General features: G+C 71.0%; 19 protein-coding genes. 11 read left to right on the top strand and 8 right to left on the bottom strand.

Annotated features, from left to right (window positions below; genetic code table 11):
* Nucleotides 1-2: 2 nt before the first annotated feature.
* Entirely contained in the window at nt 3-2,201 is a 2,199-nt protein-coding gene (locus tag ACQUQF_RS02215; protein ID WP_435175287.1) for a hypothetical protein, read from the bottom strand.
* Between the two features lie 130 nt (nt 2,202-2,331).
* On the opposite strand from ACQUQF_RS02215, the gene gcvPA reads away from it, so the two are divergent.
* Nucleotides 2,332-3,675 (top strand): aminomethyl-transferring glycine dehydrogenase subunit GcvPA, encoded by a 1,344-nt coding sequence (gene gcvPA, locus ACQUQF_RS02210; protein WP_435175285.1) that lies wholly within the window; start codon nt 2,332-2,334, stop codon nt 3,673-3,675.
* 1 nt (nt 3,676) lies between these two features.
* Nucleotides 3,677-5,167 (top strand): aminomethyl-transferring glycine dehydrogenase subunit GcvPB, encoded by a 1,491-nt coding sequence (gene gcvPB / locus ACQUQF_RS02205; RefSeq protein ID WP_435175283.1) that lies wholly within the window; start codon nt 3,677-3,679, stop codon nt 5,165-5,167.
* A 48-nt stretch (nt 5,168-5,215) separates the two neighbouring features.
* Here the strand turns inward: gcvPB and ACQUQF_RS02200 are convergent, their stop codons facing one another.
* A complete protein-coding gene (locus ACQUQF_RS02200; RefSeq protein ID WP_435175282.1) occupies nt 5,216-5,572 on the bottom strand; it encodes a response regulator in 357 nt (118 codons plus the stop codon).
* A 180-nt stretch (nt 5,573-5,752) separates the two neighbouring features.
* Between ACQUQF_RS02200 and ACQUQF_RS02195 the strand changes: the two genes are divergently transcribed.
* Nucleotides 5,753-6,607, top strand: coding sequence for a hypothetical protein (locus ACQUQF_RS02195; protein WP_435175280.1), 855 nt, complete (start codon nt 5,753-5,755; stop codon nt 6,605-6,607).
* A gap of 86 nt (nt 6,608-6,693) precedes the next feature.
* On the opposite strand, the gene ACQUQF_RS02190 is transcribed toward ACQUQF_RS02195, so the two are convergent.
* From ACQUQF_RS02190 to ACQUQF_RS02170, 5 genes are all read right to left on the bottom strand, one after another.
* Nucleotides 6,694-7,317 carry a hypothetical protein gene (locus ACQUQF_RS02190; protein WP_435175278.1) on the bottom strand — a complete coding sequence of 208 codons (624 nt, stop codon included), beginning with the start codon at nt 7,315-7,317 and terminating at the stop codon, nt 6,694-6,696.
* 103 nt (nt 7,318-7,420) lie between these two features.
* Nucleotides 7,421-9,349, bottom strand: a complete 1,929-nt coding sequence (gene thrS, locus ACQUQF_RS02185; RefSeq protein WP_435175277.1) for a threonine--tRNA ligase — start codon at nt 9,347-9,349, stop codon at nt 7,421-7,423.
* A gap of 862 nt (nt 9,350-10,211) precedes the next feature.
* Nucleotides 10,212-10,379 carry a hypothetical protein gene (locus ACQUQF_RS02180; protein ID WP_435175275.1) on the bottom strand — a complete coding sequence of 56 codons (168 nt, stop codon included), beginning with the start codon at nt 10,377-10,379 and terminating at the stop codon, nt 10,212-10,214.
* 378 nt (nt 10,380-10,757) lie between these two features.
* Nucleotides 10,758-11,159 carry a PadR family transcriptional regulator gene (locus ACQUQF_RS02175; protein WP_435175273.1) on the bottom strand — a complete coding sequence of 134 codons (402 nt, stop codon included), beginning with the start codon at nt 11,157-11,159 and terminating at the stop codon, nt 10,758-10,760.
* A 524-nt stretch (nt 11,160-11,683) separates the two neighbouring features.
* Complete coding sequence (locus tag ACQUQF_RS02170) at nt 11,684-12,613, bottom strand: hypothetical protein (RefSeq protein ID WP_435175271.1); 930 nt, start codon at nt 12,611-12,613, stop codon at nt 11,684-11,686.
* A gap of 101 nt (nt 12,614-12,714) precedes the next feature.
* Here ACQUQF_RS02170 and ACQUQF_RS02165 point away from each other — a divergent pair, with 101 nt between their 5' ends.
* The gene (locus ACQUQF_RS02165; RefSeq protein WP_435175269.1) at nt 12,715-13,911 is read left to right on the top strand and encodes a hypothetical protein; all 1,197 of its coding nucleotides are present in this window, start codon (nt 12,715-12,717) and stop codon (nt 13,909-13,911) included.
* 276 nt (nt 13,912-14,187) lie between these two features.
* Here the strand turns inward: ACQUQF_RS02165 and ACQUQF_RS02160 are convergent, their stop codons facing one another.
* Nucleotides 14,188-14,391: a heavy-metal-associated domain-containing protein gene (locus tag ACQUQF_RS02160; protein WP_435175267.1), complete on the bottom strand. Its 204-nt coding sequence runs from the start codon at nt 14,389-14,391 to the stop codon at nt 14,188-14,190.
* 275 nt (nt 14,392-14,666) lie between these two features.
* On the opposite strand from ACQUQF_RS02160, the gene ACQUQF_RS02155 reads away from it, so the two are divergent.
* The 7 genes from ACQUQF_RS02155 to ACQUQF_RS02125 all read left to right on the top strand — a co-directional run bounded on the left by ACQUQF_RS02155 (nt 14,667) and on the right by ACQUQF_RS02125 (nt 22,553).
* Complete coding sequence (locus tag ACQUQF_RS02155; RefSeq protein ID WP_435175265.1) at nt 14,667-15,236, top strand: hypothetical protein; 570 nt, start codon at nt 14,667-14,669, stop codon at nt 15,234-15,236.
* 53 nt (nt 15,237-15,289) lie between these two features.
* Nucleotides 15,290-16,360, top strand: a complete 1,071-nt coding sequence (locus ACQUQF_RS02150) for a TIGR00341 family protein (RefSeq protein ID WP_435175263.1) — start codon at nt 15,290-15,292, stop codon at nt 16,358-16,360.
* Nucleotides 16,357-17,523, top strand: a complete 1,167-nt coding sequence (locus ACQUQF_RS02145; RefSeq protein ID WP_435175261.1) for a hypothetical protein — start codon at nt 16,357-16,359, stop codon at nt 17,521-17,523. Before ACQUQF_RS02150 ends, ACQUQF_RS02145 begins: the two co-directional genes overlap by 4 nt.
* A gap of 146 nt (nt 17,524-17,669) precedes the next feature.
* Nucleotides 17,670-18,509, top strand: coding sequence for a DUF2182 domain-containing protein (locus tag ACQUQF_RS02140; protein WP_435175259.1), 840 nt, complete (start codon nt 17,670-17,672; stop codon nt 18,507-18,509).
* Nucleotides 18,510-18,542: 33 nt separating this feature from the next.
* Entirely contained in the window at nt 18,543-19,580 is a 1,038-nt protein-coding gene (locus ACQUQF_RS02135) for a hypothetical protein (RefSeq protein ID WP_435175257.1), read from the top strand.
* An 88-nt stretch (nt 19,581-19,668) separates the two neighbouring features.
* Nucleotides 19,669-21,126 carry a permease gene (locus ACQUQF_RS02130; RefSeq protein ID WP_435175255.1) on the top strand — a complete coding sequence of 486 codons (1,458 nt, stop codon included), beginning with the start codon at nt 19,669-19,671 and terminating at the stop codon, nt 21,124-21,126.
* A complete protein-coding gene (locus ACQUQF_RS02125; protein ID WP_435175253.1) occupies nt 21,123-22,553 on the top strand; it encodes a hypothetical protein in 1,431 nt (476 codons plus the stop codon). The genes ACQUQF_RS02130 and ACQUQF_RS02125 overlap by 4 nt, the downstream gene beginning before the upstream one ends.
* Nucleotides 22,554-22,579: the final 26 nt, after the last annotated feature.

The following is a 22,579-nucleotide window of genomic DNA, read 5'->3' as shown; positions in this document are numbered from 1 at the left end:
GCTCAGCGGTCGAACCACTCGTCGCTCCAGACCAGTTCGTCGTCGACGATCAGCGGCTGGGAGTCACCGACGAACGAGACCTGGAGCGCCCGCGGATCGGTCGATTTCTCGCCGCACGGTCCGACGCCGACGTGGTAGCAGTCCGACTCCTGGAGGTAGGGCCGAACGTTCGTCCCCATGCCCCGCACTCTCGTCGGATACGAGTAGGGAGTCACGTCGAACCGGCCGTCCCCTCGCTCGGCGACGCGGTGGATAATCGGGAGGCCGCTCTCGCAGTACGCCACGGTCACGCCCGGGTCGCCCACGACCACGTACCGGTTGCCGATCGAGGTGTGGTCCCGGACGATTCGCATCGCCGCGCCGACCCCGAAGCCGTGGTGGAGCAGTCGGGCCAGCGTCTCGCCGACCTCGACCGCGCCCGAGTTGAAGAGGTCCGACAGGCTCACCACCGCGGCGCTCGCGCCCGCCCTCACGAGTTCGACCCCCTGGTCGTGCGAGCGACAGCCGTTCAGCAGCGCGGTGGTCGCGTTCGTCTCGCCGACGTCGGCCGCGTCGAGGACGCCGTCGGGGCACTGGAACCCCCGGCCGTCGATGTGGCCGACGAAGTGGAACACGTCGCAGTCTCCCGCGAGCAGCGCCCGGAGCTCGCCCGTCGGGACGCCGACCCGCGCGGTCACGTCGACCGGCAGGTCCTCGCGGCTGCCGTAGATCTCGCCGACCGAGTCCCACTCCTCGCGCATCGCCTCGTCGTTGCAGACCACCGTGACGTCGACGGTCCCGTCGGAGGGCTCGGGCGTCTCGCGGGCGAACGCCTCGGCGACGAGCTTCGTGCCCCGGATCGGGGTGCCGTCGCCCACCCACGCCCGTTCGAGCGCGTCGGTCTCGGGCAGCGAGACGTACTCGCCGACGTCCGGGACGCCGGCCGCGCTCGCGTCGTCCGCCGGGCTCCTCACCGACCGCAGCAGGTCATCGCCGGCGGTGCCCGCTCGCCCGTCGCTCCCGCGCTCGCCGCCCGTCCGTTCGGCGCTCGCTCGCCCGGCGCTCGCCCGCGGCCCGCGGAGGAACGAGTCGAGCGCGCCGTCGAGCCGGTCGTCGACCGCGCCGTCGGCGGCGTCGGCGGCGTCCGCGGCGCTCGCCTTCGGTCGGATCAGCGAGAGGTCGTTGACAAGCGCAGGCAGTAGCCCGAGCGCGTCGGCGTCCGGCCGGACGTACGCGACCCGGTGCCACGGCGAGGCGGCGGCCGCGACGGCGTCGTCGGGTACCGCGAGGTAGGCCGCGAGCCGGTCGGCGGTGTCGGCGTCGTAGAGGCCGGCGAAGTCGATGTCCGCGCGGGCCGCCAGGACCTCGCGCTCGCGGAGGTCGTCGGGGTACAGCCCCTCGGTCCTGGTCGCGCAGTCCAGGAAGAACACCCGCTTCAGCAGTCCCGCGACCGCGTCGGCGACCGCGGTCGGGTCGTCGCCGAGGCGACGGTCGACGCCGCTCCCGGCGGTGATCCGGGCGGTCTCGCCCGGTTCGACGGTGGCACCGAGGTAGTAGGCCAGCGGCGCGACCGCGTAGACGTGTCCGTAGTCGGCCGGCACGCGGAGCGTGATCCCGGTCTCGGGCGCGTCGAGCCCGTCGGGAACCGCGAGTTCGTCGCCGCGCTCGACGGCCGGCGGGTGGCCCCGCAGCGTCGGCCACGCCCGCTCGGGCGAGGTGGTCTTCAGCGCCGACGCGAACGTCGAGACGGCCGCCATCGCCGCCGCGGGGTCGTCCGGGACCGTGACGGTCGCCGCCGGGGCGCTGTGGTACGACCGCGCGCCGACGTCGACCGCGGTGGTCTCCCCGAACTCGAACGCCACGCCCTCCGGGGTGGCCTCGACCCGCACGGGTCCTTCGGTCCGGAGGTACACCTTGATCGGCGAGTGGAGCTCGACGAGGTAGTCGCCGGCCGGCAGTTCGCGGGTCGCGGGGCTGTCGACCGAGGCGATGGGGTCGCCCTCGGGCGTCCGGACGTCCACCGGGAGCATGTAGGGCAGCCCCAGCCGACCGACCGAGACCCGACACGCGGCGTCGACCGGGAACGCGAACCGCCCGGGGTCGACGGGCGTCGGGTCCACCGGCGCGTCGGTGGCCAGCGGGAAGTGGCGGGTCTCGACCGGGTCGACGACGTCGACGCCGGTCGCGCCGGGAGCCGACTCGAACCGCGGAGAGAGCGTCATTCGTGAACCCTGAGCGTACCGTCCCGGTCGGGGGCGGTCGGTAAAAACCCTCGGTCGAGTACCCGCTCGTCGAAACCGCTCGCGCCGATACCCCCTACGTTAAAACCGTCGACTCCCTACCTCCGCCCACATGAGCGGACGACACGAGTCCGGGGACCGGGGAAGCCCCTACGCACCGCACACCGCCGACGAGACGGCGGCGATGCTCGACGCGGTCGGCGCCGACGACGCGGGGGAGCTGTTCGACATCCCCGAGTCGGTGGCGTTCGACGGGGAGTTCGGCATCGACGCCAGGACCGAACGCGAGGCCGAGCGCCACGTCCGGGGGCTGCTCTCGCGCAACGACGACCTGACCGAGTTCCTCGGCCGGGGCCACTACGAGCACTACGTTCCCTCGCTGGTCGACCACCTCTCGCAGCGCTCGGAGTTCCTGACCTCCTACACCCAGTACCAGCCCGAGATCACCCAGGGGTTCCTCCAGGCCCTGTTCGAGTACCAGTCGATGCTGGTCGAGCTGACCGGTCTCGGCGTCGTGAACGCCTCGATGTACGACCACGCGAGCGCGCTGGCCGAGGCCGCCCTGCTCGCGGCCCGGGTCCGGTCGACCGACGGCGACCGCGTGCTGGTGCCCGACTACCTGCTCGACAACCGCCGGGACGTCCTCGAGAACTACACCGACGGCGCGGGCCTGTCGGTCGAGACGTTCGGCACCGACGACGGGAACGTCGACCCCGACGCGCTCGCCGACGCCGTCGACGACGACGCGGTGATGGTGTACGCCGAGAACCCGACCACGCTCGGGACCGTCGAGGAGCACCTCGCCGAGATCGGCGACCTCGCGGCCGACCACGGCGCGCTGTTCTGCCTCGGGTCGGACCCCGTGGCGCTGTCGGTCCTCCAGGAGCCGGCGAGCGTCGGCGCGGACGTCGTGGTCGGTGACGCCGCGACCCTCGGCCTGCCGACCGCCTACGGGATGGGGCTGGGACTGTTCGCCTGCCGCGACGACTTCGTCCGGCAGGTGCCGGGCCGGCTCGTCGGCGCGAGCGAGGACGCCGCCGACCGCCGGACCTACACCCTGACGCTCCAGACCCGCGAGCAGCACATCCGCCGGGAGCGCGCGACGAGCAACATCTGCACCAACCAGGCGTGGGTCGCACTCCGGACCGCCATCCACGCCGCCTACCTCGGCCCCGAGGGGCTGGTCGACCTGGGTAACGACTGCGTGCGCCTCGCTCGCGACCTGGCCGACAGGCTCGACGACGTGACCGGCGTCAAGGCGCCGGTCCACGACCGCCACCACTTCCGGGAGTTCGTCGCCCACACCGACCAGCCCGCCGCGGCGGTCGCCGCCGACCTCGAGGCCGAGGGGTTCGCGGTCCACGCCGTCGGCGAGCACGAGGTCCAGGTCTGCGTCACCGACGCCAACGAGCACGCGGTCGACGGTCTCGTCGCGGCCTTCGAGGAGGTGGCCTGAGATGAGATACGATCAAGCGCGCTGGACCCACGACGCCGACGGCGGCGAGACTGGCGAGGGCGAGGACGCCGAGGGTCAGTACGAGCCGCTGCTCTCGGAGAAGAACACCCGGGAAGTCGAGGTCGACTCGCCGCTGCCCGACGACCTCACCCGGGACAGCGTCGAGCTCCCCGACCTCTCGGAGCCCGAGCTCGCGCGCCACTACACCCGGCTCTCCCAGATGAACTACGGGGTCGACTCCGGGCCGTACCCGCTGGGGAGCTGCACGATGAAGTACAACCCCAAGTTCACCGAGGACGTGGCCGCGCTCGACAGCGCGGCGGTCCACCCCGACCGGTCGGGCCGGAGCGTCCAGGGCAGCCTCGCGCTGATGCACGGCCTCCAGGACTACCTCGCGCGCATCGGCGGGATGGACGCCGTGAGCCTCCAGCCGCCGGCCGGCGCGGCCGGCGAGTTCACCGGCATCCTGGTCGCGAAGGCCTACCACGAGGCCAACGGCGAGGGCGACCGGCGAGACGAGATCATCGTCCCGGACAGCGCCCACGGCACCAACTTCGCCAGCGCGGCGCTGGCCGGCTACGAGGTCGTCGAGCTCCCGTCGGCCGACGACGGCCGGGTCGACCTCGACGCCCTCGAAGCGGCCGCGAGCGACCGGACCGCGCTGTTCATGCTCACGAACCCCAACACGCTCGGGCTCTTCGAGCGCGACATCGAGGAGATCGCCGACGTCGTCCACGACGCCGGCGGGCTGCTCTACTACGACGGCGCGAACCTCAACGCGCTGCTCGGCCGGGCCCGGCCGGGCGACATGGGCTTCGACATCATGCACTACAACGTCCACAAGACGTTCGCCACGCCCCACGGCGGCGGCGGACCCGGCGCCGGCCCGGTCGGCGTGGTCTCGGACCTCGCGGAGTTCCTGCCCGCGCCCCGGGTCCGGGAGGTCGGACGGCGCGAGGGCGAGGGTCGCGGCACGGGCGGCGTCTACGAGCTGTTCGAGCCCGAGCGCACGGTCGGGAAGGTCCACGGCTTCCAGGGCAACTGGCTCGTGCTGGTGAAGGCCTACGCCTACATCGCCCGGCTCGGCGACGAGGGGCTTGCCGACGCCTCGGCGAAGGCGGTGCTCAACGCCAACTACCTCGCGAGCCAGATCGACTACGAGGTGCCCTTCGAGCCGTTCCACCACGAGTTCGTCGCGAGCGCGGGCGATCAGGACGCCGCCGACGTCGCCAAGCGCATGCTCGACTACGGCGTCCACCCGCCGACGACGAAGTGGCCCGAGATCGTCTCGGAGGCGCTGATGACCGAGCCCACCGAGATCGAGGGCAAGGACACGCTCGACCAGCTCGCGGACGCGTTCGACGCGGTCGCCGGCGAGGACGACGAGACGCTGGCGAGCGCGCCGAACCGGACCACGGCCCGGCGGATCGACCAGACCAGCGCGGCGCGGAACCTCCGGCTCTCCTGGCAGGCGCTCGACGCCGAGGAGTGAGGGGAGACCGGGGACGCCGCGACCGCGGACTGCTTCCGGTGCTCGCCCTCAGAGGACCGACAGCAGTTCGGACGTCACGTCCTCGGGCTCGAACGGCTTGGTCACGTAGCCGTCCGCGCCGGCCTTGACGGCCTGCTTCATCTTGCTCTGCTGGTCGACGCTGGTCACCATCACCACCACCGGCGGGCTGTCGTCGGCCTTGATCCGGCTGGTGGCCTCGACGCCGTCCATCTCGGGCATCATGATGTCCATCGTCACCGCGTCGGGCCGGTGGGTCTCGAACGCCTCGACCGCCTCGGTGCCGTCGGCGGCCTCGGCGACCACGTCGAACTCGCTCTCGACGGCCTGCCGGACCATCGTCCGCTGGAAGTCGCTGTCGTCCACGATTAACAACTCTGGAGCCATTCGTTTCCTGTGGTCCGGCCACGAAGCCACCCGAATAAAATCTGTCGAAAGCTGCGGTTCACCGCGGATTCTTGACTGACTGGGCGCTCCTCGCGGGACTACCGTCTCCTCCGGCGGCCGGCCGCCACTGATTGCCGACCTTCCGGAACGCTTAATCGCGTCGCGGGCCGCCTACGGGTCGTGCGCGAACTCCCGCTCGACGACCTGCCGGCCCACTCGCCGTGGCCCGCCCGCCTGCTCGGCCGCGAGGACTGGACTGAGCGGCCGGGCTTGGGCGGAACCGGCGTCGACGTCTACGACGAGGTGTACGGCAAGCTGCTCGGGCTGGCCCGCGAGGACCCGGGGCTGGACTTCCGTGACGTCCAGCGCGCCGCCAACCACCACGCCGAGGAGAGTCCGGTCCCCGTCTCGCGGGCCGAGCAGCTCTACCTCGCGGACGTCGACGAGAAGCAGGAACTCCAGGACGAGGCGCTGGTCGCCTCCCTGGCCGGAACCCTGTCGGGCGGCGAGACGGTGGTCTCGCTGGGCTGCGGCTGGGGGTACGAGCTCGGCGTCCTTGCCGACGCCTACCCCGACTGCGAGTTCGTCGGCGGCGACCCCGCCGCGAACGGCGTCGCGCTCGGCCGCGAACTGCTCGGCGACCGCGACCGCATCCGGTTCGGCCACTTCGACTTCCGCGACGACCGATGGGACCTGCTCGAGGACGCACTCGCGGAAGCAGACGATGTGGTCCTGTTCACCCAGGGATCGCTGACCGCGCTGCCGAGCGTGCGCGACGTCGTCGCCGAGACGCTGACCGACTACCTGGACGACGTCCGCGCCGGCGTCCACCTCGAACACGTCTACGAACTCCATCCGGAGGACACGCTGCTGGGTCAGCTTCGAATGGAGTACGCGAATCTTCGGAATTACAACGACGACCTGCTGACGTCGCTGCGGGCGACCGGGGGTATCGACGTGACTAGCGTCACTTACGACGTGGTCGGCGGGAATCCGCTCCACCCGTTGTCTGAAATCGTGTGGGAGCCGGCCTGAATCGCGGGACAGAAATCACCGGGGATGGTAGCGCGGTTCCGCCGTTCAGAGCGTGGACCTATCGTAGAGGGATTCCCATTCTCGGTTCATTGGCTTCCGGACTCGGGTGGAACTCGCCGTCGGAGTGCGACGAGGACGAGGCCACCAGCGATGCCAACTGGTCCAGTGAGGATTATGCCGATTAAATAAAATTCGTGCCACATTACCATCCGGACTAAAATGTCAACGACTTCTGCGCCCGACGGAATCACCCCCGAGTATGTGAAGGTGGGCCGATTGTCAGCACCTGCGGGGAGACCGAGAAACCCTGAAAGCAGATACAGCACTGGATAGGCAAACCCCTGGATGAGATACCCAACAGCCGCGCCTTGACGGTACGTGAGTACCCCCCGGCGTTCGATGAACAGCCACCAGCACAACGCGCCTGTGATGGCCGCTGCAAGTCCCGCGGCGAGACCGCCCAACAGTCCAAGACAGAAAAACCAAACAGACGCAAGTAGCACCCACCCCAACGAGGTAGACTGACGCCGTAAATACGCGAGAGTCAGACCCGAAGCTATCACAATGACCGTTGCTTCTACCAACGAAAGTGCCACTCCAGCTACGGTAAGCACCCCGGTAACGAGTGTTCCGAGGAGGACAGCAAACCCGATGATGTCATATCCAGTTTCATCGGCGACTTGCAAAGTAGAAAACCAGTAAAACGTCATTACAAATCAATCTACCGACTATTTGGTGGGCGTCACACACTTAACAATTCCACTAAGTCACTTACGGACGATAACTAAGTGAAAACAGGAGTACCGGCTACTGCTACTCTAGGAACGTCACGTCGGTCGCCTTGCTTTCGACCTCTTCTTCGAGATGGTCGCGGAACGCCTCGATCTCGACGTCGTTGCGGTCGCGCTCCTGGCGGTCGCGGACCGACACCGTCCCGGCCTCCTCCTCGTCGTCGCCGACGATGAGCATGTAGGGGACGTTGTCGTCGTGGGCCTGCTGGATCTTCTTGCCGACCGTCCACGACCGGTCCTCGATCTCCACGCGGAAGTCGTCGAGGTAGCGGTTCTGGAGCTGCTTGGCGTAGCCGATGTTGTCGTCGCTCACCGGCAGGATGCGGACCTGCTCGGGCGCGAGCCACGTCGGGAACTTGCCCTTGAAGTGCTCGATCATCACGCCCATGAACCGCTCGAACGACCCCAGCAGCGCGCGGTGGACCATCACGGGTCGGTGGGGCTCGTTGTCCTCGCCCGTGTAGCTCAGGTCGAGCCGCTCCGGGATGTTGAAGTCGAGTTGGACCGTGCCGATGGTCCACTCCCGGCCGATGGCGTCGACGGCGTCGAGGCCGATCTTCGGGCCGTAGAAGGCCGCCTCGCCCTCCTCGACGTCGTACTCGAGGCCCTGCGATTCGAGCGCGTCCTTCAGCGCGTTCGTCGCGGTCTCCCAGATCTCGTCGCTCCCGACCGCGTTGTCGCCCTTCGTCTCGAGCTTGTACTTGACCTCGAGGTCGAAGTGGCCGTAGATGTCCTCGATGATGCGCAGCGTCCGGGTGATCTCCTCGCGGATCTGGTCCTCGCGGATGAACGCGTGGCCGTCGTCCTGGGTCAGCCCGCGGACTCGCAGCAGCCCCGAGAGCTCGCCCGACTGCTCGTTGCGGTAGACCGTGCCGAACTCAGAGAACCGGACCGGCAGGTCCCGGTAGGAGTAGCTGTGGTCGTCGAAGATGGAGGCGTGGTTCGCGCAGTTCATCGGCTTCAGGCCGTACTCGGTGTCGTCCTGCTCCCACGCGAACATCTCGCCGGCCTCCTTGAACGTGTCGTAGTGACCGGTGGGCTTCCAGAGCTCGGCCTTGTTGAGTTCGGGCGTCCAGACCTCGTCGTAGCCCAGCTCGTCGTTCTTGGTCCGGATGTAGTCCTCGAGCTCCCGCCGGATGGTCATCCCGTTGGGGTGGTAGTGGGCGCAGCCCGGCGAGTGGTCGGGGATGGAGAAGAGGTCCATCTCCCGGCCGATCTTCCGGTGGTCGCGCTCCTCGGCCTCCTGGCGGCGCTCGAGGAACTCCTCTAACTCCGCCTCGCTCTCGAAGGCCGTGCCGTACACCCGGGTCAGCATCTCGTTGTCCTCCTCGCCGCGCCAGTAGGCGCCCGAGATCGACAGCAGCGCGAAGCCGCCGATCTCGCCGGTCGACTCGACGTGCGGGCCGCGGCAGAGGTCCTCGAACTCGCCCTGCTCGTAGAACGAGATCGACTCCTCGCCGGCGGCCTCCTCCTCGAGGATCTCGCGCTTGAAGGGGTTGTCCTCGTAGACCTCGAACGCCTCCTCCCGGGAGCGCTCGAACCGCTCGATGGCGAGGTCCTCCTCGATGATGTCGTAGGCCTCCTCCTCGATGGCCTCGAGGTCCTCCTCGTCGAGCTCGACGCCGTAGACGTCGTAGTAGAACCCGTCGTCGGTCCACGGCCCGATGGTCAGCTTCGCCTCGGGGTAGAGCCGCTGGAGGGCCTGGGCGAAGACGTGGGCCGCCGAGTGGCGAAGCACGTCGAGGTACTCGTCGCTGGAGGGGGTGACGATCTCCAGCTTCGCGCCGTCGTACAGCTCGCTGGCCTTGTCGACGAGCTCGCCGTCCACCACCCCCGCGACCGTGTCCCGGCCGAGTCCGGGACCGATCTCGTACGCCGCGTCTTCGACCGTGGCTCCGTCCTCCAGTTCGAGTTCGGACCCGTCTGGCAGGACGACCGTGATCTCGCTCATGTTTCGTTTACGGTCCCGGTCGACTGATAACCCTTTCTACACGCGGGCTCGCGCGAGCGAGTGTGGACTCGTCACCCCACCGGACTTGCGTGTCGACCGCGAGTAAGTGGCAGTGCCCTGGTGGTCGACCGTTGCGAGCCCGGCTGTCGACCACGAGCGTGTCGTTCCGGTCGCTGGGAGTGCTGGCTGGGTTCGGCGTTCGGTTTCCAGTCCCGGCCATCGCAGTTCCATCCGGTCGGACCGACGGGACGGCGGCACCCGGCTGGGGGCTGATTCTGTATACCAATAAGGGGTTTATGAGTTCCGGTAGCACTGCGTTGTTCGGCTGAGAGAGGTCACTACTGTATTCCAGACCATAATCCGCCGGTCAGACGCAACTTCTCTGCATGCCGACTGATTTCGAGCGACGTGGGTAGTTCCTCTCCTCACGGGACTCGCCGGCAACGAGCGACGGTGGATCGAATCGCGGTGCAGTGCAGACCGTCCGGCGAGAAGGGGGAACGATTCCGACCGGTCAGACACTCGATGCCACTGGATCTCGACGCCGCGGAGCTCGTTCGGGGGTAGGGAGTTCCATCACTTACGGCCATCCCCTAACCGGCCACCGGGAGCGAGAGTCGACCGGTCGGTCTGTCGATATCGTCGACTGGGCTCGTTCAGTTTGCCCCAGCCGGGAGTCGCCCGTGACAGGGAAATGGTAGTTCTACGCACAGGTTCGCGAAGGGCAAAGAGACCGGTCCAACCCCGGGGTCATCCCGTCGACGAGGCAGTTCCGGATCGGTGCGGCAAGAACACTGGCGAGTGCTCGCCAACGAGGGACTCACCGATTTGAATTGCGTCACAGCCGAAGGGGAGAACGCGGTCAGGCTTCCGCCGAGTCGATGTCGCCGTCGATGCGGACGAACCGGAAGTCGCACTCCGGGCAGCCCCACTTGGTCTTCTCGCCGAGATGGAGGGTCGTGCTCGCGGTGCGGTAGAACGTCCGCGTCGTGCCACACTGCGGACAGTCGTGCTCGAGTTCCTGGGCCATGTTCGAACGTCGAGTCCCGTTCCATTTGAGGATACTGGTTTGGGCCGCTCCCGGGGCGGCGGCCGCAGCTCGCGCTCGGAGGCGACGGCATCCGTGACAGCGTCGCTCGGCGTTCCGACCGCGGCGCACGGCAACAGGACCGATATAAAATAAACTCTACTACGATATACGAATTCCGCGTTCCGGGGGTGTTTCCGGATCGGCTCGCTTCCCGGCGTCTGCGCGGTGCTCTCCGGCGTCTGGGGCGGATGGCGACGAACGAGTTCCGTTCCTGCTCCGGCGTCTCGCGGCGGATACATTCGCGGCGGCGGTCCCCTCGGTCCCGAAAAGGGCGGCGGTACAGCTCCTCGACTGTTCCCGAGATCGTCCGGACTCGCGCTACGGGGCGACTTCGACGGCGTTCGCCCGGCGCTTGGCGTTCCGGGCGAGCATCACGCGGGCCGCCCTGGTGGTCGCGTACTCGTTCGTCCGGGCGTCCTTGACCCCCTTCCGCACCAGTCCCGCGTCGACCAGATCGCCGAGGTTCCGGTAGAACTGCGAGCGGCTCAGCGCGTCGCCGTAGCGCTCGTCGAGCCGGTCCTTGATCTCGGTCCCCGTCGGGGCGTCGCCCTCGCGCTCGAGTTCGCGGATCGCGTAGAGCACGTCCCGTTCGGCGGCCCGGAGGCCGACGAACCGTCGACCGCCGTCCGCCGCGACGCCGCGCCCGCGGTCGAGGCCTCCGCCGGGGCGACCGACCCCGCGTCGGCGGTGTTCCCGGCTCGGCGGTCGGGCTCGTCCCACCGAATCGCGCGGATCCGGCGCTCGTCCCCGGTCCCGAGCCGTCGGCACGAGACGCCCCGGACGGCCGTACCGCCGCGGGTCGGGGTCGTGGGGCGTCCAGTCGCTCGATTCGACACTCTTAGTACTGTTCGATTCCTGGGACATCGTGTCTGCTCTCCGGTGGACGGTTGCGTGTCGCAGGGCAGACACCGCTCCGGCGCTGGACCCGCCGGAGCCTTCCGCGACGCGTCGCGTCCCCCTGCAACACGAACGAACGTATGGGCCGCCGGCCACTAATAATTACGCAAGGGTGAAAGGAGAACTGAAGGGGCGGCGGGACCGGGCGGCGACCCCCGCGAGTCGTTGCGCGACCAGTTGTCCAAGTCGTCCGTGGCCCCGAGTGTGGTCGGAAATCCTCTGTCGATTCCGAGCGCGATCAGGGACGTGTTTCTCCGAGAGCCCCGCTCTGGAAGGTATCGACGAGTGGAGTTCCTCGTCCGCGCCCGGTTCGGACCGCCCGTGGCTCGATTCAGACCGCCCCGTATTCAGTCCCCGCCCGACACCGGCTCCACGATGGTCCCGTTCTTCCCGACGGCGACGCCGGGGTCGCCGACAGCGACGCCGAGGATGGTCTTCGACCCCGGCCACCCCACACCGGTCCACTCCCGGCCGACCCGCCGGACGTAGATGCTGCCGCTCGTGCCGCCGGCGAGCAGGCGCTCGCCCCGCTGGGCCAGCGCTTCCACGGTGAAGCTCCCGAGGGTGTAGGGCGTCCACGGACGCGACCCCCGGCCCCGGCTCCCGCCCGGTGGTCGGCGCTCGTGGACCCGGCCGTTGCCCCCGCCGACGACGAGCGCGTCGGCCGCGACGCTGGCCGCGTAGAAGCTGTTCTGGGCGCCCGCGACGCCGATCCGGTCCCAGCCCTCCGCGGTCGTCCGCCAGACGTTCCCGTTGCTGTCGGTCCCGTATCCGACGCCGTCGCGGTCGGAACAGACGGCGGTGAGGGCCGTGTCGCCGGCGGGCCTGCGCGGGTCCTCCCAGTCGAGCGCGCCCGACGTCATTTCGCCGGGGAGGGTGTGCCCGCTGCCGTCGCTCGCCAGCAGCTTCTCGGACCCGCGTTCCCCCGTGACCGCGAGGCCGCGGAGCGCGTTGCCGAGCCCCGCCGGCTTCGAGAAGTCCGTCCGGCGGCGCTCCCGGAGGTCGTAGCAGCCCAGCGCGCCGCTCGCCCCGCCGAACCAGACCCGCTCGCCGTCGTCGGTCGCGTCGGCGCAGTAGAGCGTCCGGCCGCGGGCGCCCGGGCCGTTCTCCACGACGACGCCCCACGTCCCGTCCGACGAGCGACCGAGGACCAGTCCGCGCCCGCCGACCGCGCACGGGCCGTGGGCCGTCCCCACGACGTCGTGGAGCGTCGCGGACGCGGGCGAGTCGACCGCCTTCCACGTGGCCGGGTTCATCTCGGAATCGAACCTCCACATACGATTCGGTTCGGGTCGCGTTCGAATAAAACCGGTATTTCGCGCAGCGATCTACACGGTCTCCACTGTTCTTGTGTTCACAGACCCTATCGGTGAACGCAATGTGGGAACTCGGTCCCGACGCGGACGACCCCGAGTGGCACAGCGTCGAAGTTCCCTTCGAGAAGACCCTCTACGAGGTCGTGAGCACGGCGGAGGGCCCGTACGCTATCGGTGCGGGCGGCACTCTCCTCGCCAACCGTCACGACGGAACCCAGTCCCCGGACTGGGAGGTCGTCCTCGACGACGGCCCGAAGACCCGCGACAACCAGTTGCGCGGTCTCGACGTCACCGACGACGGGAAGCGGATCTGGTTCGCCGGCTCGTCCGGCGCGCTGGGCTGCTACGACGTCGTCGAGCGCCGCAAGTACGACTACTCCAGCCCGAAGGAGATGACCAGCACCTGGGAGGGACTCGCCGTGGCGGGCGGGCGCGGGTCCGAGAAGGTGCTCGTCGCCAACGGCTCGGGCGAGATTCTGCCGTTCTCCGTCGACGGCTTCGACGAGAACTGGGGCGTCGTCCACAAGCCGAACCACAAGGGCTCGAAGGTCGCCGCGCTCGCGGCCGGCCCGGACGGGTACGGCTACGCGGTCGACACCAGCGGCAACGCCTTCAGGACGACCGCCGAGGAGGGCTGGGAGCAGATCGGCATCGTCAACGCGCAGGTGAAGTTCTACGACATCTTCGCCGGGAGGAACGGGCGGGTGTACGTCGCCGCGGGCGACGGCCGCATCTACCGGTACGACGACTCGTACCGCGCCTGGACGCCCATCGGCGTCACCGACGGCACCGCCCTCCGGGCGTTCGACGTCCGCGGCGAGCAGATGGTCGTGCTCGGCAACGACGGCAGCATCTACCAGCGCGACGACGAGCAGCGCTGGCAGCAGGTCCACTCGGGCACCAGCAACGACCTGCTCGACCTCTCGCTCGGGAAGCCCGACGTCGCGGTCGGCAAGTCCGGCACCGTCCTCCAGCGCCCGCGGGGACAGACCAGACACGAGGGGCCGAGCCCCGACGGCGACCAGTACGACGGCCGCGGCGAGTACTGGGACGGCGACCCGGCCGGCGCGAGCGAGTCGACCGACGGGAGTTCGGGCGGTTCCACCGACGGCGGTAGCGCCGGGTCGGGCGACTCGACTGACGGGAGCGCCAGCGAGTCGAGCAGTTCGACGGACGGCAGTGCCGGCGGGTCGGGCGAGTCGACCGGCGAGACCACCGCCGGTACGAGCGGTTCGTCGGGCGGTGACGGGACGAACTAGGCCGGGCTCGGGACGGACGAGTGCGCTCAACCCGTCGCTGCGATGGTGCGGAACGTACAACCACCCTCCTTCAGGACCGCCGATCCGGCGACCGCCTCGCCGGCCGACCGTGTCGTCGCTCATTTTTCGCCGCTGTCGGCCGTGCGACCCCCGGCAGAACGACCTGACCGCCGACCGGGTACCGGAACGATCGCTTCCGTGTTCGACGCGGGCGATCGGCCGCGCTCGAAGCAGTCGTCGGCCCGTTCGACACCGCGAAAAGAGGCTGCAGGTCGGCTACCGCTCGACGCCGTAGCCGATGTCGGCGATGACCGCTCTGGCGGCGTCGCCGGCCTCGGCGTCGCCTTCCACCGTGACGCGGTTCGCGCCGCTGTCGGCGGACACGCTCGCGACGCCGGCCAGCCGGGTCACCTCGTCCTCGACGATCCGCTCGCAGCTCGCACACGTCATGCCGGTCACGCGGAGTTCGTGGCGCTCCATTGCGTTCCGACTATGGGTCCGACCAGATTTAATACGCCGAGATAGGATAGGAAAATAACAGGTCGAACTGGCAGCCGAGACACCGTCCCGACGTGCGGCGACGACACCATGACCAGCGGATAATTCCGCAATCCCAGACAGTACTAATTTCTGGATTTCTTCTGCAACTTTTCACCCTCCGGCACCTACTCCCGGTCGGAGCCCGGTCCGGGCGACCGTTCGAGCGGCGAACGGAGATGACCCCCGACCGAACAGCGCTGCCGCTACCGAGAACGATGAAAGGAGAGTACGCATTCTGTCCGAAGAGCGGCGCACCGCTCTCAGAGGAACGACACTACGACGAGCGCGGGCGGCCGGCCCGTCACCCCGTCGGGGAGCGCCACGACGGGACGACCCGGCCCGACGGCGAGCTCACCGGCGGCGCGCTGCGGTCCTCGCGCGTCGCGCTGTTCAACCACTTCCGGAACTGCCACCGGCGGGCCCGCGAGCCCGACGAGGAGCTCTACTCGCGGGCCGGGGTCGAGCTGCTCCGGCTCAAGCGGACCGCGAGCGGTCGGGCGGAGTGGGACCTCTTCGTCTGGTACGCGCTCGCCGAGCGGCTCTCCCGGACTGGGTGGGACGTCGAGTGGATGGGCAGCGACGTCGAGCCGCGGTGCCCCGACTGCGCGGGCGACCTCCGGTACGAGTCGGGCATCGACGGCGAGGTGTTCGGCTACTGCGCCGTCGACTGCACCGGCTCGGGCGCCGACCGGCTCGCGGAGATCCGCGACCGGGTCGCCGACCTGTACCGGCGGGCGTTCGCGGACGCCGAGCGAATCGACGCCGATGGACTCCGACTGCTGTAGCCGGGGCGCCGGGCGGGCCGCGTCGGCCCGGCCCTCGACCTCAGACACGAAGCATGGTCAGGAAAGACATGCGGCTGGTGGAGATTCTCGTACTGTCCGCGGACGTCCGCGAACGAATCGTGGAGCTGTTCGACGATCGGGACCTCGACTACGTCGTCACCGACGACGCGACCGCGACCGACTCGGCGGCCATCGTCAAGCTGCTGCTCCCGGTCCGGGCGGTCGAGTCGGTCCAGCAGGCGCTGGCCGACCTCGACCTGCCGCCGGACCGCTACACGGTCGTCGTCAACACCAAGACCGTCGTCTCGAAGAGCTCCGAGGAGTCGTGGGTCTCGAACGCCGAGCTGGAGTCGGTCAGCCGCGAGCGGGTCGCGCGCGACGAGCTCCACTCGAAGGCCGCCGACCTGCTGCCCGACTTCCTGATCTTCGTGCTGATGACCGCCATCAGCGCGGTCGTGGCCACCGCGGGCGTGCTGCTCGACTCGCTGCCCGTGACGGTCGGCGCGATGGTCATCGCCCCGCTGCTCGGCCCCTCGATGGCGACCAGCGCCGCGACGGTCATCGACGACGAGGGCCTGTTCGCCGAGAGCGCGAAGTACCAGGCGGCCGGCATCGCGGTCGCGCTGGTCAGCGCCGTCGCCTTCGCGCTGTTCGTGAAGGCGTTCGCGGTCCCGAACGCGGCGCTCGACGTCCGGGCGAGCCTCGCGACGAGCAACCACACGTCGCCGACGTTCCTGCTCGTCGCGGTCGCGTTCTGCGCGGGCCTGGCCGGCGCGGTCAGCCTCTCGACCAGCGGGCTCACGACGCTGGTCGGCGTGATGATCGCGGCGGCCATCATGCCGCCGATCGGCGTCGTCGGCGTCGCCATCGCCTGGACCCACCCGACCGTGGTCGTGGGGTCGAGCGCGGTCGTACTGCTCAACGTCTTCTCGATCAACGTCGCCGCCATCGTCTGCCTGTGGTACTTCGGCTACCACCCGGGCGACTGGCGGGCGCTGCGCGAGACCCGGATCCGGATGCTCAAGCGCCTGCTCGTGCTGCTGGGCCTGACCGTCGCGCTGGCGACGTTCCTCGCGAACCTGGACGCTGACGCGCTGGCGCTCGCGCTGGAGGTGTCACCGTGACCGCCGACGGGACCCCGGAGTCGGAGCCGGACGACGCCGCTTCCGACGCCCGACCGAACGAGGACGACGCCGGCGTCGAGTCGCTGGTCGCCGTCCTCGCGACCGCGCTGCGCGTCCTGGCGCGGTTCCTCGCCGTCGGCGGGAGCCTCGCGCTGGCCGGCCTCCGTGTCGGCGTCGCCTGCGCCCGCGACGACGCCAACCAGCGCCGGGCGCGGCGGTGGCTGCTGCTCGAGGGCGACCGGTGGACCGTCGTCGCGGCGATGGTGCTGGGCATCTTCGTCGGGTCGCTCGCGCTCGGGCTGACCAACGTCATCGGCGTCCGGGAGAGCAGCTTCGTCACGACCATGTTCAGCACCATCATCGCGGGGCTGTTCTCGTTCATCCCGCTGGTCATCGCGGTCAACCAGCTCACCGTCTCGCGGCTGTTCGGCACGCCCGACCGGCTCCGCGAGCGCATCGACGGCGTCCACGAGTTCCGGCTCGACGTCGAGGCGCTCGCGACCGACGTGGACGTCGGGCCGACCGACCCCGCCGCGTTCCTCCGGCTGGTCGCCCGGGAGACGGGCGACCGGGCGGTCGCGCTCCAGTCGGTGGCCGGCGAGGCCGGCGACGACGAGGCGCGGGCGCGGCTGAGCGAGTTCGCCGCGTCCGTCGCGGCCCGGGCCGACCGCATCACCGACCGCGTCGGGACGTCCGACCTGCCGGTGTTCGCGGTGCTGCTGCCGGTGATGAACGACGACTACTCCCGGCAGTTCAACCGGACGAGGCGGCTGCGGGCCCGGTTCGGCGGGGCGCTCCCGGACCCGGCGGACGACCTGCTCGCGGAGCTCCAGTCGGCGCTGGTCTCGCTCGACGTCACCCGCCAGTACTTCAAGACGATCTACCTCCGGCAGGAGCTCGCCCGGCTGTCGCGGCTGCTCGCCTACAGCGGGACCGCGGCGTTCCTCACCTCGACGCTGGTGGTCATGATCTACGCGAGCGGCTACCCGCCGGCCATCAGCGAGACCGCGCTGCTGCTGCTGGTGACGGTGTCGCTGGCGGTCGCGTTCAGCCCGCTGGCCATCCTGTTCGCGTTCGTCGTCCGGGTCGCCACCGTTGTCAAGCGCACGTCCGCGCCGGGGGCGTTCACGCCCCCGGGGGAGCGACCCTCGCATGCCCGATAGTCGCCTCCACCCCGCGACGACGTCGGATTCGCCCGAGCGGACGACCGTCACGACGTGGCCGCCGCCGGCCGGAGACGGACGTATCGACCGAGAATCGAGCGGGAAAGCACAGCGATCGAACCGCAGACCGCAGCCATCCAGTGCTCATGAGACGCAAGATTCCATTCGGCGCCGCGGGGATTCCGACCCGCGTCACCGAAGTTCGCGCTCGAATCGACGAACAGCTACTCGACGCCGACGACGTGCCGGACGTCCCGGTCGCGATGCTGACCGTCACCCTCCTGCTGTGGACGGCACTCCACCGGGAGTGGCTCCCGACGCCGTCGACGGCGGGCCCGGCGGCGCTGAGCGACCCCGGCGTCCCGGAGACGATGGGCACCCAAAACGGCGTCGCGGGCGTCCTCGCCTACCTGCTACTGTGGGGCGTGCTGACGTCGGCGGCGACGTACCCCGCGCTGATCCCGTTCGTCGAGCGGTACGCGGCGAACGAAACCGGATCGCGGGCCGGGACGATCCGGGCCGCGGTCGCGCTCCTCGGGAGCTACAGCCTGACGTGGGCCGCGACCGGCGTCGTCCCGCTGGCGGTCGACGCGCTGGTGAACCTCGCCGGGGCCGCAGACCGGTTCGGCCCGGTGCTCGTCGGCGGTGCCGCGGTCCTGGCCGGGCTGTACCAGCTCACGACGACCAAGCGCGACGCGCTGGCGAGGTGCGTCGACTGCTCGTCGCCCTCCGCGCACGACCTGTCGGTCCGCGACGCGGCCGAGCGCGGCGTCGAACGCGCGCTGGACTCCATTCGCTCGACGTGGGCGCTGTTCGCGCTGCTTGTCGTCGTCGGCTCGCTGAACCTGTTCTGGCTGCTGGCGGTCACCGCGGTGGCGACGCTCGAACGGTTCGCCCCGCGCCGCGAGGAGGTCGCCGCGACGGTCGGCGCCGCGGCCGTCCTCGCCGGAACCGCGATCGCGGTCGCCGGCGCCCTCGGCGCGTGAGACGGCGTGGCCCGACGAGACAGCTCTCGACGAGTGCCACGGCGAGAGGAGTCCCACCGGGTAACGCGGCGAGTCGCCCGCCGGGAGGAGGGACGAGACGAGTCCCTGCAAGCGACGCGGCGCGGCGCGCTCGGACTGCTCGCGGGCGGCGCCGCCGGGCTCGCGGGGTGCTCGGCGAGCGACGACCCGAGCGACGGGGAGTGGTCCGCGGTCGAGACGCCGACGGCCGGCGCGCTCCACGGCGTCGCCCGCACGCGGACCGGCCCCTGCGCGGTCGGCGAGGGCGGCCGGGTCCTCGGGCGGGCCGGCGGCGAGTGGCGGGTCGAACTCGACTCCGGCCCGACCGGCGCGCAGAACGGCCTGAACGGCGTCGACGCCACCGCCAACGGCCGCCGGGCGTGGTTCTGCGGCGACAGCGGCGTCGTCGGTCGGTACGACGTCGGGACCGGGCGGGTGACCGACTTCTCGGCGCCGGAAGGCCGGACCTCCACGTGGGAGGACGTCGCGGTCGCCGGGTTGGCCGGCCAGGAGTGGCTATTCCTGGCGAACGGGTCGGGCGAGCTCCTCCGGGGCCGCCACGACGGCGCCGGCGTGTCGTGGGACGGCGTGGTCGAGCCCGGCGGCGGGGCGAGCGCGCTCGGCGTCTCGTTCGTCGACCGCGGCACCGGGTACGTCTGCGACACCTCGGGCGGCGTCTACCAGACCGTCGACGCCGGCCGCGAGTGGCGACGCACGGGCATCGACGCCGCTGGCGTGAACCTCCACGACGTCGCGCCCCGCGGCCCCGACGACGTGGCGGTCGCCGCCGGCGACGGCGTCATCTTCCGGTACAACGGCTTCGCGTGGACGCCGGTCTCGGTCGGCGAGGCCGACGTCCGCGGAATCGACCGCGACCGCCACGCCGGCCTCGCGGTCGACGCGGCCGGCGGCGTCTACGAGTTCACCCGGAACGGCTGGCGCCCCGCCGACGCGCCGGGCGACGCGCCGCTCTGCGACGTCGCGCTCGGAACCGTCGACGTGCCGTCCGTGGCGGTCGGCGACGGCGGCACCGTCCTCGAACGACCGCGTTGACGGGGCGGGATCGACCGACCGCGGACGAACTGACCGGAGAGCGATCGACCGACGCGAAACCGACCGACGATACCACGGAGAGACCAACATGTCACTGGTAGGCTCGCTGTTCGAGGGACTCGGACTCGCCGTCGGGATGGCGTGGGAGACGTGGTGGGCCCTGGTCCTGGGGTTCACCGTCACCGGCGCGGTCGAGGAGTTCGCCGGCGACGACCAGATGGCCCGCTACCTCGGCGGCGACGGCTGGCGCGAGGTGGGGTACGGGACGCTGTTCGGCTCGCTGTCGTCGAGCTGCTCGTTCTCGGCGGTCGCGACCGCGAAGGCGCTGTTCAAGAAGGGCGCCTCGCCGGTCGCGAGCCTCGCGGCGTTCCAGTTCGCCGCGACCGACCTGGTGGCCGAGCTGGGGCTGGTGATGTGGATCCTGCTCGGCTGGCAGTTCGTGGCCGCGGAGTTCGCCGGCGGCCTCGTCGCGGTCGCCGTGCTGGCGTACGTCTACCGCGAGCACGTCCCGGACGAGTGGTTCGCAGCGGCCCGCGAGCGCGTCCTGGAGCTCGACGAGGTGACGTGTCCGGCCTGCGGGATGGCCGCCGACCCGAGCGACGGCGACACCGTCGAGGCGACCGTCGACGGCGCGACCGAGTACTTCTGCTGCGGCGGCTGCCTCCGGTCGTACCGCGCCCGGAGCGACGCCCGGGTGGTCGAGGATTCGACCGCCGACCTCCGGTCGCTCGCCGGCTGGAGGACCGCCGCGAGCAACGCGGTCCGCGAGTGGGACATGCTGTGGGCGGACATCGCGCTGGGCTTCCTGCTGGCCGGGCTCATCGCCGCGTTCGTCCCCGACCCGTGGTGGGCCTCGCTGTTCGGCGTCGGCGGCGAGGGCTCGCTGACCTGGGTGACGGTCCACGTCGCGCTCGGGGTCGCCATCGGCGTCGCCACGTTCCTCTGCTCGGTCGGGAACGTCCCGTTCGCGCTGGTGCTGTGGAACCACGGCGTCGCGTTCGGGGCGGTGCTGGCGTTCGTCTACGCCGACCTCATCATCCCCCAGCTCGTCCGGACCTACCGGCGCTACTACGGGACCCGGATGGCCGCGGTCATCTTCGGCGCGACCGCGCTGGCGGCGGTCGTCGCCGGCGTCGCGGTCCACTACCTGTTCGACTTCGCGGGGCTGATTCCGGCCCGCGGCGCGACCGGGGCCGGCGGCGCCCCCGGCTACACCCTGGCGCTGAACCTGCTGTTCACGCCGGTGTTCCTCGCGCAGGTCGGGGCCGCCTACGGTCACGAGCGCGTCGGCGAGTTCCTGGTCGCGCTCCCCGGCGTCGTCGGCCCGCCCCTCTACCGTGTCCACCGCGCGGCCGGCCCGGCCAGGGCCGGCTTCGCCGCACTCGCCGCCGGCGCGAAGCGACTCGCAGGGGCGCTGGCGACCGCCGCCCGCCGCGGGGTCGACCTCCTCCGGGCGCTCGGCCGGGCGGTCCGCGTCGTCGGACGGGCCCTCGTCGAGGCGTTCGACCGGTTCGCCGAGGCCTACCGCCGGCTCAGAGACGAATGACCGGGGACGACTCGCCCGCGGAATCGGCGCCGCCCGGTCCCGGCGACCCGGCGGCGTTCCGCGACCTCCACGACCGCGAGCCCGGCCTGTTCGCGGTCGCCGTGCTGACGCTCGGCGTCGGGCTCGCGACCCGGGTCCTGGTCCGGTTCCTCCCGGCGTACCTGCGGGCGCTGGGCGCCGGCCCCGCGGCGGTCGGCGTCGTCTGGAGCGGGTGGCGGCTCGCCCGCCTCGCGGCCCCGTACCTCGACGATCCGGCGGTCGCAGTCGAGAGCCGCCTGGCGGCGGGCGACCGCTGGCCCGGCGACGCGCTGGCCGACCTTCGGGACCGGTTCGACCTCCGGGAGGGCTACGCGGCGGCGCTCGAACCGACCGGCGAGGCGGACGGCTCCGACTCCCGGTACGTCGTCGCGGGATTCGGGCTTCTGACCGGGCTCGGCTACCTGCTGTGGGTCGCCGCGCCCCAGCTCGGCCCCGTCGGGTCGTTCCCACTGACGGTCGGCCCGTGGGCGTGGACCCTGGCCGGCGCGGCGTGCCTCGCGACGTGGTACTCCCACGGGCCGGGCGCCGCATTCCGAATCGCCGAGCGCCGCCTTCCGACCGGAGCGGTCGCCCGGCGCCTCGCGGCCGCCCGGACGTTCCGCCGGGTCGGCGTGCTCGCGGGGCTCCCGGTGCTCGCGCTCGTCTTCGCCGGCGTCGGCGCGGTCGGGCCGGCGTTCCAGCTCGCGAGCGCCGGGGCCGCGAGCCTCGCCGCCGCGGCCGCGGTCGGGCGAGCGGTCCTGGACCCGGACGACGGCACGGACGTCCCTGACCGGGACGGCGGCCGCGAACCGCCGCGACTCGACCGCGTGCTAGCGGACCTGCGGGGGCTCTCGGGCGACGACCGGGCGCTGGCGCTGGCCGACGGACTCGTCCGGGTCGGCCGGGGGCTGTGCTGTCCGTTCCTGGTGCTCGCGGTCGCCGACTTCGGCCTCGGCGGCGCCGTGCTCGGGATCACCGTCGGCCCGGCGGCTCTGTTCGCGGGGCTGCTCGCGGCCGAGACGCTGGGGGCGCTGCTCGCGGCCGCGCCGGTCGCCCGCCTGACCGACCGCGTCGGCGTCGACCCGGTGGTCGGCGGGGGCTGCCTGGTCGTCTCGCTGTTCCCGCTGGCGCTCGCCGCCGCCCCGAGCGCGACGGCGGCGGCCGGGCTGTTCGCCGGGTTCGGCGTCGGCGTCGCCGCCCGGCCGTTCCGCAGGGAACTGCTGGTGTGTGTCGGCCGAAATTGCGGTGACAGCGCGGCGGCGTCGCTCCGACTCGCCGGGCGCGCCGCGGGGGTCGCGAGCCCGCTGGCCGGCGGCGCGCTCTACGCGGTCAGTCCGACGCTGGCCTTCGGCCTCGCGACCGCGGTCTGCCTGCTCGGCTGTCGGGAGTTCCTGCGGTACGCGCGCTGACTCGGGCGACTCGCACGACGGATTCA

This window comes from Halorussus sp. AFM4, from assembly GCF_051194995.1.
Lineage (GTDB): Archaea > Halobacteriota > Halobacteria > Halobacteriales > Haladaptataceae > Halorussus.
The sequence above is the reverse complement of the archived record's forward strand: the minus strand, read 5'-3'. Positions and strand labels throughout refer to the sequence as shown.